Source organism: Phycisphaerales bacterium (assembly GCA_020852515.1).
In the GTDB taxonomy this organism is placed as follows: Bacteria; Planctomycetota; Phycisphaerae; order Phycisphaerales; family UBA5793; genus UBA5793.
Genome location: JADZAS010000015.1, coordinates 302,618 through 315,438, shown reverse-complemented (window position 1 = coordinate 315,438; position 12,821 = coordinate 302,618). Strand labels below are relative to the sequence as shown.

Below are 12,821 nucleotides of genomic sequence, written 5' to 3'. Positions count from 1 at the left end.
GGCGGGCAAGCCCCCGGGGCCGCTGAGGGGCCGCTGGGGGGCCGCTGGGCTGCGGGCGAGAGGCACGTGGTGGCGGATGCAGTCCACCTCGAAGGGTCCGCCTGTGCTGATTATGCGCTCTGCACCATCTGGATCGACTTGCCGTGCCCGGCCCGCCCGTCCGGGGTGGGTTCTGAAACTCCGGCCGCACCTCCGAGAGCCGATGGCCGAAGTCACTTCAGGACCTTGCGCGCCGGTTGCGCGGTCCAGAGGCGGCACCCGTGGCAGAGCGCGATGGCGACAACTCGAATCTTGTGCCGCTTCGGCACCGCCTCCAGTTTCGCGTGCTGCTGCTCGTGCTGGCCATGGTGGTCATCACCGTGGGTACGAGCAACCTCATGCTCGAACGGCTCATCGAGTCGCAACTCGACGAGACGCTGGCGCGCGAGACGGTGCGCATCGGCGGGCATCTGGCCGACGAGTTTCGCCAGCCCCTTGAGCATCGCAGCGCATCGGCTCTGCGCGACCGGCTCGACGAGGTCGCGATCGATTCGGCCGTGGCCTTCGTTCAGGTCGAGGACCGGTTCGGTGCATCGCTGTCGCAGCATGTGAACAACGAGGATCTCTATCAGCACTACCTCGAACGGTTCGGTGAGCACGAGCACGCGGCGCTGACGCAGAGCCTGCCCACGCTGCTCAACTATGCGCCGGCGCCCGAAGCGCGCGTTCTGCGCACGCCGGTCTTTTCTTCGACCAGCGCTCTCGGCGGGGCCGATCTGCTCGGGCACGTTACGTTCGCGGTCATCGATCCCGTGCACCGCGCGACGGTGCAGCGCATGCGGGCGCTGGTCATCGGCGTGGTGTGCGTGGCGTGCCTGATTTCCGTGCCGGTCACGGCACTGCTCATGCGCCGTCTCACCAGGCCGCTGCGGCGGATCATGCGGGCCGTCACGCTGCTCGCGTCCGGCGAGCGCCTGCCGCACCTGCCCCTGCGGCGCAACGACGAACTTGGATTGCTGGCGCGATCGGTGCTTGAAACCGCCGGCACGCTGGCGCAGGCGCGCAGCGAACTGATTCGCGCCAACGAATCGCTCGAACAGCAGGTGGAGCAGCGGACCGCCGAACTCAACTCCGCCAACCGTCGGCTCGAACTCGAGATCCAGACTAAGAACGAGTTCCTTCGAACCGTCAGCCACGACCTGAACGCTCCGCTGCGCAACATCGCCGGGATGACGGCCATGCTGCAGCGGCGCTTCGGCGAGTCGCTGCCCGAGGAAGTCAGGCATCGCCTCGAGCGCATCGCCGCCAACGTCCAACTCGAGTCCGCCATGCTCGACGATCTGCTCGAACTGAGCCGCATCCGCACGAGGCCCGGCGAGTGCGAGCCGGTCGATCTGCACGAACTGGTCGCCGGGATCATCCAGGCGCTCGAACACGAACTGGGCGAGCGCGGCATCGAGTGCCGCCTCGAAAGCGCGCTGCCGACGGTGCAGGTCGAGCGAAATCTGGCCCGGCAGGTGTTCCTGAACCTCATCGACAACGCGGCCAAGTACATGGGCCAGCGCCCCACGCGGCGCATCACGATTTCGCACGCGATCGAGAAGCGGACGCTGCACGTGTCGGTGGCGGACACCGGGCCGGGCATTGCGGCGTCCGACCAGCAGCGGGTCTTTCAGGTCTTCCGCCGCGGGTCGGAGGCTGGCACAGCCGGGGTGCCGGGACGAGGTATCGGACTGGCCAGCGTGCGGGCGGTGGTGGAGCACTGGGGCGGCGAAATAACGCTGCAAAGCGAAGTGGATGTGGGAAGCACGTTCAAAGTGTCAATTCCGGCGAGCCGTATCGTCTCTGCCGATCTCGGCGAGCCCGTGAGCCGGTCGGCGGCGTAACCGACTGCACGGAGCCCCCGGAACGCGTCGAATGAACAAGGCCAGGAGTTCAGCCAGATGTCAACCAGAACGCGAGGCGACAACGTGAGTGAAGCGATCATCCTGCTCGTCGATGACGACCCCGACTATCGGATGCTCGTGCGCGACGCGATCGAGTCGCTCGGCCGCCCGATTAAGGTTTTCGAGTGCGTGGACGGGTGCGACGGCATTCGCTTTCTGCAGCAGATCTGCTCGGATCAGTCTTCTCCGCGGCCGGACCTCGTGCTGCTCGACCTCGAGATGCCCGGCGCCGACGGGCACGAAGTGCTCATTCGGGTGCGGGCGGACCAGCGCTTGCGCGATCTGCCGGTGGTGGTCATGACAGGCGTGGATGATGATGAATCCGAACGCCGCGCCCTGAGCAACGGCGCGAGCAGTTACACGTGCAAGGTTCAGGACACGCAGGACATGCTGCGCCGGATCGAGGCGGCGGCAGTCTATTGGACGACGGTGCATCGCCAGTTGCCCCGGGCCACTTCCGCGGCCTGAGCCGATTCACCACGGGGGCGAGGATCGCCCGAGACCATGGTCATTGGAGAATGACGCGCTCATGACGCAGCGGACACAGCCACCACGACTGCTCGTTCTCGAAGACGACCCGGACACCGCGTCGCTCATCCGGGATGTGCTGCAGGATCACTTCGAATGCGACTGCGTTCGGGTGTATTCGAGCATTGCGCAAGCCCTCGGCGGCGACCTCTCTTCAGTCGATCTCGCCTTGTGCGATTACAACCTGCCCGACGGCACGGGCCTCACGGCGCTGCAGCAGTTCCTCGCCAAGCAGCCGATGCTGCCGGTAATCATGGTCACCGGCGAGTCGGACCATCGCACCGCGCTGCAGGCACTGCGCGAAGGCGCGTATGACTACGTCGTCAAGGCCGGAGAGTTTCTCTCAATCCTGCCGCTCATGGTTGAGAAGAACCTTTCGCGCTGGCGGACCAAGCAGGAGAACGTGCGCCTGCAGCGCGAACTGGAACTTTCGCTCGAACAGGTGCGCCGGAGCCACTCGCAACTTACATCGATGGTGGCGCGGCTCGAAGAGATGGCGCTGACGGACGCGCTCACCGGCCTGTCCAATCGCCGGCACCTCAACGAAGACCTGCCTCGCCTCTTTGCCGAAACCATGCGCCACGCGGGCGATCTCGCGTGCATCATGGTCGACCTCGACGGCTTCAAGACGCTCAATGACACGCTCGGCCACCAGCACGGCGACGACATGCTGCGACTGGCGGGCAAAGTCATCCTCGCCAACCGGCGCGAGTCCGACCTCGCGGCGCGCTACGGCGGAGACGAGTTCGTCGTCATTCTCCCGCGAACCGACGCCGCGACGGCCGTCAACCTCGCGCGGCGCATCAAGGAAGACTTCGAAGACGCAGTGAAACGCACCGTCTGCACTCCGACGCCGCTGGCGATGTCAATGGGCATCTCCTGCGCCCGCACCAGCCGCGCGGCCTCGGGCGAGGAACTCATCCGCATCGCCGACGAAATGCTCTACGTCGCCAAGCGCGGCGGCAAGAGCCAGGTGGTCCTGTGCGAACCGGAGGCCTGCGGCGCGACTGTCAGGGCCACCCCCGCGACGTAGCGCCGATGTTACTGCTGATGGAGGCGCAGGACGATCACGCTCGTGTTGAAGCGGTAGGTGCCCTTGCCGACATCGGCAAAGAGGTCCGACACCTGCGGGCGGCGCGCCATGATCTGACGCCAAATGTCTTCCTTGGCCAGCAGCACGGCGCGGCGGCGATCATCCGTCGAGAGTGAATCGATCCACTGTTCAATCTGCGAATTCTTGAGTGCCATGGCGGGATCGTGGACGTAGCGGAACAGCGTCGGATCGTCGTAGCCGAGGGTGGCGATGAGTGGGTCCTGCAGGCCGGGCTGCTCGTGCACGAGTTCGATGAGTTGCTCGGTGCCGTAGACCGTCGTGAGGGAATCTTCGAATTCAAAGGCGCCGAACCACGCGGTCGCCGCCGCAGCCCACAGCAACGCCAGGGCGGCCATCGAGCGCTGGAGGTCGCCGCGGATGAGCGGCCAGAGGCGCCAGATCATCAGCGCCGTCAGCGGGAGCAGCGATACGAGAACGGCGACCCAGAAGACCTGGAGCGTGAGCCGCGCGACGCCGACGAGCATGATCACGAGGACGATCGCTGAACTGATGCAGACGGTGGCGATCGACTGAAGCGCCTTTTTTGCCTGCTGGGCGTCGCCACGTGCGGACATGAGCCGATCTTCCAATACGCCGGCCGCGAGCAGCGCCAGGGGCGGCGCCAGGGGCAGGAGGTACGTGGCAAGTTTGCCGCTCATGAAGGTGAAGCCGATGAGTGGCGCCACGACGGCCATGGCCATCAGGCTGCCCATGCCGGGGGTGCGACAACACTTCCAGCCGGCGCGCCAGGAGTATTCAATGCCCGGCAGGCTTAGCGTGGCCGTGGCGGGAAACAGCCCGCAGATGACGATCGGCAGGTAGAACCAGAACGGCTCGGGGTGCTCGCCGCTGCCTGTCGCTCGATTGAGCATTTCGTAGCGCCAGACGGCGAGCGCCTCGGGCTGGCTCTGCACGATCTGCCAGGCCCAGACGCCCACGGGCAGGCACGCCAGCAGCGCGCCCCAAAGGTGCAGCCGCCTCGCGTGGGTCCACCGGCCGGTGAGCGCCAGCCAGATAAGCAGCACCGCAACGGGCGCCAGCGCCAACGGCCCCTTGGCGAGCAGGCCCAGCGCCACGGCCAGCCACATCGCGCCGGCCCACGGCCAGGCGCGGCGGGTGGAGTCGCCGCCGCGATCGACCGCCATGAACCCCGCGGCGAGCGCGGCGGTCCAGAACAGCGACAGCACCGAATCGGTGATCGCCAGCCGGCCGACGGCCACGTGCAGCGGCATGAGTGAAAGCAACCCGGCGGCAATGAGGCCGCGCCGCGCCCCGCCCCACTTGGCGCCAAGCCCAAAGGTGATCAGCACGATCAACGTCGCGGCGAGGACCGAGGGCAGGCGCAGCGCGAGTTCATCCTCACCTCGGCCGTGGGGCTCGGGCACTGCAGCGTCGCCGATCGCGGTCAGCGCGATCGCCTGCAGCCAGTACACCAGCGGCGGCTTGGTCAGGTGCGGATGCCCGTCGATCATCGGCACGAGCCAGTTGCCGGTCCGGAGCATGGTCTCGCTCACTGAGCCATAGCGCCCCTCGTCGGGGGCGTACAGCGGGTGGTCGTTGAGGCTGAGCCAGATCGGAAAAACGCACTGGACGGCAAGGACGAGAACGACGAGCCAGCGGCGGAGGCGTTCTCCCATTGACCGGATCGGCGCGACTTGAACCGGGGGCGTCAGTGTCGTCGCCGGGCTGCCCGCAAGCGTCTGGTTCACGGTGTCCATCCAACAGCCGGGGCGAGAGACCGGCCTGACCGCAATTCTACGGTCCGTTCGCCGCGCCGGCGAACGTCGAGCTTCATGGTCCCGGCCCGGGGCTGGCGCACCGCGGTCGGAGAGCCATAGACCGGATTGGCGGGAGATTCGCCACCGGGCTTTCGCAGGCCCTGTCAGGCCGCTATAACCACCACGCGGCAGTTCCCCCAGACACGTCTGCTCAGACCACAGGAGACGAGGCGATGGCCACCTCGAGCACCAGCGGGCACGGATCCGGATCAAAGGGCATCCTCGATTTCATCGAGTGGGTCGGCAACAAATTGCCGGACCCGGCGACGCTGTTTCTGCTCGGGGCGGCGCTGGTGATGTTCCTGTCGTGGATCTTCTCCGAGACCAACGTGAAGGTGCAGCCCATGCGGCCGCAGCCGGTCATGGTCGAGATGCTTGACGACCACGGCGAAGTCATCCGCGATCCCGAGACCGGCGAGCCGGTCATGGAGTTCAAGAAGGATCCTGTTACGGGTCAGGCCATTGTCGAGTGGAAGCCGGAGGGGTCCCCGATCGAGAGCCGGAACCTGCTGAGCCGCGAGGGTCTCTACTGGTGCTTCAACACCATGGTGAAGAACTTCAAGGATTTCGCTCCACTGGGAATCGTCCTCACCGGAATGCTTGGCATCGGCGTAGCGGAGCGGACGGGGCTGCTGGGCGCACTGATGAAAGCGTTCATGCTCGTGGTCCCGTCCTGGGCGCTCACGCCGGCGATGGTGTTCGTCGGAGTCATGTCTTCGATGGCGATGGATGCCGGGTACGTCGTCCTGCCTCCGCTCGCAGCGGCGTTGTATAAGTCAGTGGGTCGCTCGCCGCTGGCCGGACTCGCTGCCGTCTTCGCCGGCGTCTCCGCTGGTTTCAATGCCAATCTGCTCATCACCGGGCTTGACCCGATGCTTTCGGGTCTCTCGACGGAAGGCGCCCGGGTGGTTGATAAGGGCTACTTCGTCTCGCCTCCGTGCAACTGGTATTTTCTGATGGCCTCGACCATTCTCATCACGTTCGCTGGCTGGGCGGTGACTTCATTCTTCGTCGAGCGCCGAATGGCGAACAAGTCGCCGGAAGAAGGCGGTCCGGCGATCGCCTCCACCGAGGATCTTGAATCGCAACGACTCAGTGGGACGGAGGTTCGGGGACTCCGAGTGACGATCCTCGCCATCGCGCTGATGATCGGCTCGTTCGTGGCGCTGATCGTCATCCCCGGGGCGCCGTTGCACACGATTCGGATTCCGGATCCGACGGATACGGCGCGACCCGTAGAAGATCGTGAACGGGTTGTTGCCGAACTGTGGATCGCGCCTTCGGCGGATGCCGCGCCGCCCGAGCAATCGTTCACTGCTGACGACGGTCGCGTGTACGTGAAGAGTGGCCACCAGGTCGATCGATGGGTGGACGTCATCGTGCCGCTGATCTTTCTCGGATTTCTTATCCCCGGTCTCACATTTGGAATCACCGTCGGGACAATCAAGAGCGACAAGGACGCGGCGAAGATGCTCATTGATTCCATGGCCACGATGGGGCCGATCATCGTCCTCGCCTTCTTTGCCGGCCAGTTTATCGCCTACTTCAACCAGTCAAACCTCGGGTTGATGCTGGCCAACAAGGGAGGCGCCGTGCTCGGCCAGATGAACATGGCGCCGTGGATGCTGATGGTCGTGTTCATTCTCGTCGTGATGTTCTTCAACCTCTTCATCGGCTCGATGAGCGCCAAGTACACCATGTTCGCGCCGATCTTCGTTCCCATGTTCATGCTCGTGGGCATCTCTCCTGAACTGACCCAGGCCGCGTACCGCATCGGCGACTCGGTGACCAACGTCATCACGCCGCTGAATGCTTATCTCGTCATCATCCTCGTGTTCATGAAGGAGTATGTGCCCAAGGGCGGCATGGGCACGCTCATTGCCGCGATGGTGCCCTACACCATCGTGTTCACCATCGTCTGGACGACCCTGCTCATCATCTGGATGCAGATGGGCTGGCCGCTCGGGCCCGATGCGCCGCTATGGTACGACGTGACCAAGGGCGCTGTGGCGGCAGTCGGCGGGTAAGCGGGAACAGCCGATGCGCAAGCCCGTTCACTTCACCTTCGGCAACCACATGCACTGGGTCGACATGCAGTGGCTGTGGGGCTACGACGTGCTGCCCGGCAGCGTGCGCGACATGCTCCACCTCTGCCGCGAGACCGGCGTCAAGGGAAACGTCAACTTCGACGTCGTCGGCTACGAGAAAATGGCCGCCGAGTGCCCCGAAGCGCTTGCCGAACTGCGCAGGGCGATCGCGCAGGGCATCATCGAACCTGTCGGTTGTTCCTATGGCCAGCCTTACGGCCAGTTCAACGGCAGCGAGTCCAACATCCGCCAACTCACCTTCGGCGTGCGCTCGACGCGCCGCCTGCTGGGCGTGCGGCCGCACGCTTTCTGGGAGGAGGAGTTCTACTTTTTCCCACAGTTGCCGCAGATGCTGCGCCAATGCGGCTACACAGGCGCGTGTCTCTTCTTTCAGTGGACGTGGCACACGCCCGAAGTGCCGCGCGAGCCGCACGCGCTGATCATCTGGGAGGGCATCGACGGCTCGCGCCTGCCGACGCTGCCGCGCAACGAACTCAACCTGCATCAGTGGCCGGAAGATTTCGCGCCGCTGTTTGAATCGAAACTGCTGCGCGATCTGGAGCAGCCGGCAATCGTGCAGTGGGTCGAGTTGATGCCGAGCAAAGACTGGATGTGCCGCAGCGAGGTGCTGCTGCCGAAATTGAAGGAGTTGATCGCCAATCCGGAGTTTGAAATCGTACCAGGTACGCTTTCGGAGGTGATCGAGAAGATCGGCAGCGCCGAGGCGCCGCTGCGCCGCTACACGAATGACGACGTGTGGCACGGGATGACGCTGGGAAAGAATGGTGACAAGCACCCGCGCACCAGTCGCGCCGCCGAACGATCGATCCTCGCGGCTGAATCGCTGGCGGCGACGGCGAGCCTGCTGGGCCGGCCGTACGCACAGTGGGACGTGTATCCGACATGGGAGCTCGACGAAGCCTGGCGCGAACTTCTGGCCGCGCAGCATCATGACAATCACGAGTGCGAGGGGTTGTGCGGGTCCATCGGATTCACGTCGATGCGCCGGGCAGAACAGTTGGTTCGACCGATTCCCGGCCGAGTCGTTCAGGCACTGGCATCACGCGTGGCCGGGGAGCGCGGGCCGCACCTGTCGCCGAATCTGCTGGGCTGGCCGGTCGGAGGAAATGCCGGTTCGCGAAAGCGCCCGTCGAACTCCACACCGCCGTTCGGCTTTCGCGTTGAGCCTTCCTCAACACGAGCACCAGTCCGGCAACCGAAGGAATCCGTCAAGCGAACAAAAAACACGATTACGCTCTCGCGCGGCTCACTCGCCGTCACCGTTGATCGTCGAACCGGTTGCATGGTCGATCTCCGAGGACCGGGTACACGCGGCTCGCTGGTTTCACCGGAGCAGTCGCTTCTCAACTGCCGGACCGCCGTCAACGGGGCCGAACGCACGTTCGAAACGACTGACGTCGAGATCGAGCGAGAACCCGGATTCGGTGCGATGGTCACGATTCGTCGCAAGGGACGCGGCGGAGTCAGCATGACTGCGACCGTGCACCTTGCGGTTGATGCCGATGCGGTGGACGTGACGCTGGGATTCGATGTGCCTCGCCCCGATCCGGGGTTGCTCAACGCCTTGTCGATCGATCATTGCGTGGCGTTCGAGGATGCTTGCCTGGTGGCGAACTCGCCCGGCGCTGTTCACGACGTGTCAGGCTTTGTCGGCGCCCGTCGCAAGTACCCCACCGGCGACTGGATGACCTCGCCGCAGTGGTTCGAGGATCTGCCGCGAGCCCTGACAGCGCTGAGTTTCGTTGATTTTGTTGACAAGCGGTCGGCGAGTGGTCGAGGCCTGCTGGTCATCCACGACGGCGCGCAGCAGTTCTTTGTTCTCGAAAACCGACTGCGACAGGTGTTGGTCACGTACGACCCGTGGGACGAGGGTAATTCCGACTGCCGCGCGGGGATGATGACGCGCCGGCTTCGGTTTGTCCCGCATGGCCGATTGACCAACGCGCAGCGTGTGCAGCTGTGTTCGGCACTCGAGCCTCCTCATGCGTTCAGCCACCTGCTCGTACAACGGGTGTCCGAGGCATGGTCGAATGAAATGCCACGGACTTTCGGCCCGCTCAGCGTCGAGGGTGCGCCCGGCGTTCTCGCCACGGCGTTCTTTCGTGAGTCGAGCAAGTCCGGCGAACATCTTCCTGACTGGGTTGGGCATGAAATGGCGCAGCGCAGTGAAGGCGCCTGCACGCATCCGTTCGTCGTTCGGCTGGTCGAGTACAACGGCGAGCCGGCAGAGGTTACGCTCAAACTCGTCGGCCCCGTTGCCAGCGCCGCCAAGACGAATCTCCTGGGCGAAATCGGTATGCACGTTGCGGCGGGTGAAGATACGTGCTGGCTCGACGTGACGCCCGCCGAGCCGCCGGAGTGGGCCATCGATCCAAACACGAGTCAGTGTTACGAGTTTCGCGGTCAACCGCTGCAATGGTCGCAAGTGACGTTCCGCATGCGGCCGCGCGAGATTGCGACGGTGTACGCCGACATGGTGATGGGCCGCAAGGAATACCGTGATCTCGACGCCAAGCGCAAGATCTGGGCGACCGTGCATCGCACCAAAGGCGAGACCGCCGGTGATTGAATCGGCGGCCATATGATGCCTCATGCCGCGCATCGTCGTACTTGGTTCGATCAACATGGATCTCGTCGTGACGACGCCGCGTTTTCCTGCGCCGGGCGAGACGTTGCTGGGCGGCGCCTTTCAGACCTTTCCCGGCGGCAAGGGAGCGAACCAAGCCGTCGCCGCGGCGCGGCTCGGCGCCGAAGTCACCTTCATCGGCTGCGTCGGCCGCGATGCGTGGGGCGCGGAGCTGCGGGCTCTGCTCGCTTCGGAGAAGATCGACGTCGCGCACGTCCTCTCGCGCGGCGGCGAGCGCACGGGCGTTGCCGTCATCACCGTCGATGCCGCGGGACAGAACACCATCGTGGTCGCGTCGGGTGCGAACATGGCGCTCACGACGCGCGATGTCGAGGCGGCGCGCGAAGTGATCGAGCAGGCCGATGCAGTGCTGATGCAGCTCGAATCACCGCTGCCTGCCGTGCAGCGAGCCGCGGAGATCGCCCGGCAGCACGACGTGCCGGTTATTCTCAATGCCGCGCCCGCTCAGCGCCTTTCCGCCGCGCTGCTTGAGTGCGTGGATGTACTGATCGTGAACGAGGGGGAGAGCCGCATCGTCTCCGATCTGCACGACCCGGCGCTGTCGCACGCCCAGGTCGCATCGCACCTGTGTTCGCTCTCGGGCGGGCACGTGGTGGTGACGCTGGGCCGGGATGGCGCTGTGCACTGCGACGGCCAGACAACCACGCGGCAGCCGGCGCCGCGGGTGGAGGTCATCGACACCACAGCGGCCGGCGACGCCTTTGCCGGGGCCTGGGCGGTGGGCTGGTGCGAGGGGCTGAGCGTCGAGCAGACGCTGGCGCTGGCCAACGCGGCGGGGGCCGCGGCCGTCAGCCGCAAAGGGGCCATTCCCTCGCTGCCGCGCCGTGCGGAGGTCGAGTCGCTGCTTTCGGCGGCAGAAAAACGCCCTGAATGACCTTTGCCCGGCTGGTTTTGTGAAATGGGCAGGGAGATTGGGCCACATTGAGGAACAGATCGCCGCTGCCATGCATTAGAATGAGAGCCGCTCAAGGCTCATTCGCCTAAGGCGACCCTGAACGAGAACCCACGACCCCGGAGGAGAAGCAAATGTCACGCACCCATACGCCACGAGCCCTGCACATGCTGAGTTTCGCGCTGGCCGCCTCGATCGCCACCCCGTTTGCCTGGGCCGACCATGGCCAGGCCCGCTACGTCGAGCAGCCTGGCTACCAGGAGTTTTCAGGTTCAATGATCGCCCGCCCCTGGCCCGTGTCGCACTGGGTGCAACAGGGCCTGAGCGTCAATGACGCGCAGCAGCGCTACGACCAGGCGCTTGCCATGATCAGCGCCATCGCCGCGGTGCGCAACCACGTCTGGCAGACGGATCAGTACATCTTCAATCTGCCGATGGGCTTTACCGAAAACGGCGTGGCGGACCATCTGCTCGCCTCGGGCCTGTTCAAGTTCGTCGAGCCCAACTGGCGTGTCTACCCGCAGGACTGCCCGAACGATGCGCAGTTCGGCTCGCAGTGGTACCACGGCGTCGATCGCTTCGACTCCTGCGCCGGCTGGGACATCCACACCGGCACCTCCGAGGTGACCGTGGGCGTGTGCGACACCGGCGTGCGCGTCACGCACGAAGACATTCAACTGCACCGCCAGGAAGGCTACAACGCCGTTGATCGGCTTTGGGAGACTCAAGGCGGGCAGATCAACGACATCTACGGCCACGGCACCAACGCCACGGGCTGCGCCGCCGCCAATGGCGACAACGGCATCGGCGTGACCGGCATGGGCTGGAATCTCAGCCACCGCATGCTTCGCGTCACCAACAGCAGCGGCGGCGGCTCGTCCATCGAGTGGCTCAACCACGCGGCGACAACTGCAGTCGAGAACGGCGACAAGGTCGCGAGCCTGAGTTACAGCGGCGTGGACAACCAAGCCGTCCGCGACACGGCCACGTACATCAAGTCCATCGGCGGACTCATGATCTGGGCCGCGGGCAACTCCAACCAGAACATGACCACCAACGACCGTGACGCTGACGACGTGATGATTGTCGGCGCCGTGAGCCGACAGGATGTCAAGTCGTCGTTCTCGAACTACGGCCGCATGGTCGATCTCGTCGCGCCCGCCGAGGAAGTCTGGAACATCACCAGCGAGGGCGACAACCAGTATCGCAATTTCAGCGGCACCAGCGCGGCCTGCCCGCAGGTCTCGGGCCTGGCGGCGCTGCTCTGGTCCACGAATCCAGCACTGACGCCCGACGAGGTCGAGTTCTTCCTCAAGACCACCTGCAACGATCTCGGCGCGCCGGGCCTCGATGACACCTACGGCTACGGCCGCATCAACCTGCGCAATGCCATTGAAGCGGCCTACTCGGGTGAAATTCCGATGCGGCTGACCACGTCGCGCTTCGTCGCGGGCGTGAACGGCGACGCCGAAGTCACCCGCGCCACTCCCGGCGCTACGGTCGTGTTCGTCTACAGCGTGCGTGGCCTGGGCAGCACCTATGTGCCTCAACTCGATGTGACGCTCGATCTGGCCAGTCCGGTTCAGGCCGGCATCCGAACCGCCGACCAGGACGGCTACGCCCTGCTGCGCAAGCGCATCCCGGCCAACTCGCAGGGGACCCGAATCTGGATGCAGGCGGCTGAGTTCCAGCGCATCAGCAACGTCGCCGAAGTCGTGATCGAATAACAGGGCCGAGTCCGGTTTTCAGCGATTCGCGACCCCCGCCGAGCCTGCCTCGGCGGGGGTTTTCTTTGGGCGCGGCAAACCCGATGGCTCACGCCTCTATGGTTCCACGACCTCTCCACTTCG

8 protein-coding genes are annotated in these 12,821 nt (G+C 65.1%); 7 read left to right on the top strand and 1 reads right to left on the bottom strand.

Features of this window, described 5'->3' with window-relative positions:
• Positions 1–260 precede the first annotated feature (260 nt).
• From IT430_11135 to IT430_11125, 3 genes are all read left to right on the top strand, one after another.
• The gene (locus IT430_11135; GenBank protein MCC6908487.1) at positions 261–1,865 is read left to right on the top strand and encodes a HAMP domain-containing histidine kinase; all 1,605 of its coding nucleotides are present in this window, start codon (positions 261–263) and stop codon (positions 1,863–1,865) included.
• A 57-nt stretch (positions 1,866–1,922) separates the two neighbouring features.
• On the top strand, positions 1,923–2,393 hold the full coding sequence (locus IT430_11130; protein MCC6908486.1) for a response regulator: 471 nt from the start codon (positions 1,923–1,925) through the stop codon (positions 2,391–2,393).
• 61 nt (positions 2,394–2,454) lie between these two features.
• On the top strand, positions 2,455–3,486 hold the full coding sequence (locus IT430_11125) for a diguanylate cyclase (GenBank protein MCC6908485.1): 1,032 nt from the start codon (positions 2,455–2,457) through the stop codon (positions 3,484–3,486).
• Between the two features lie 8 nt (positions 3,487–3,494).
• Here the strand turns inward: IT430_11125 and IT430_11120 are convergent, their stop codons facing one another.
• Entirely contained in the window at positions 3,495–5,255 is a 1,761-nt protein-coding gene (locus IT430_11120; protein MCC6908484.1) for a glycosyltransferase family 39 protein, read from the bottom strand.
• 242 nt (positions 5,256–5,497) lie between these two features.
• Between IT430_11120 and IT430_11115 the strand changes: the two genes are divergently transcribed.
• From IT430_11115 to IT430_11100, 4 genes are all read left to right on the top strand, one after another.
• Positions 5,498–7,351: an AbgT family transporter gene (locus IT430_11115; GenBank protein MCC6908483.1), complete on the top strand. Its 1,854-nt coding sequence runs from the start codon at positions 5,498–5,500 to the stop codon at positions 7,349–7,351.
• 13 nt (positions 7,352–7,364) lie between these two features.
• Positions 7,365–10,001 carry a hypothetical protein gene (locus tag IT430_11110; GenBank protein ID MCC6908482.1) on the top strand — a complete coding sequence of 879 codons (2,637 nt, stop codon included), beginning with the start codon at positions 7,365–7,367 and terminating at the stop codon, positions 9,999–10,001.
• 22 nt (positions 10,002–10,023) lie between these two features.
• Entirely contained in the window at positions 10,024–10,953 is a 930-nt protein-coding gene (rbsK, locus tag IT430_11105) for a ribokinase (GenBank protein ID MCC6908481.1), read from the top strand.
• A gap of 152 nt (positions 10,954–11,105) precedes the next feature.
• Positions 11,106–12,698 carry a S8 family serine peptidase gene (locus IT430_11100; GenBank protein ID MCC6908480.1) on the top strand — a complete coding sequence of 531 codons (1,593 nt, stop codon included), beginning with the start codon at positions 11,106–11,108 and terminating at the stop codon, positions 12,696–12,698.
• The last annotated feature ends 123 nt before the right edge of the window (positions 12,699–12,821 follow it).

What these genes read in the sequence shown, in the direction of transcription:
- IT430_11130 (MCC6908486.1), top strand. Translation starts at nt 1,923, where the DNA reads ATGTCAACCAGAACGCGAGGCGACAACGTGAGTGAAGCGATCATCCTG.
- IT430_11125 (MCC6908485.1), top strand. Translation starts at nt 2,455, where the DNA reads ATGACGCAGCGGACACAGCCACCACGACTGCTCGTTCTCGAAGACGAC.
- IT430_11115 (MCC6908483.1), top strand. Translation starts at nt 5,498, where the DNA reads ATGGCCACCTCGAGCACCAGCGGGCACGGATCCGGATCAAAGGGCATC.
- IT430_11110 (MCC6908482.1), top strand. Translation starts at nt 7,365, where the DNA reads ATGCGCAAGCCCGTTCACTTCACCTTCGGCAACCACATGCACTGGGTC.
- rbsK (MCC6908481.1), top strand. Translation starts at nt 10,024, where the DNA reads ATGCCGCGCATCGTCGTACTTGGTTCGATCAACATGGATCTCGTCGTG.
- IT430_11100 (MCC6908480.1), top strand. Translation starts at nt 11,106, where the DNA reads ATGTCACGCACCCATACGCCACGAGCCCTGCACATGCTGAGTTTCGCG.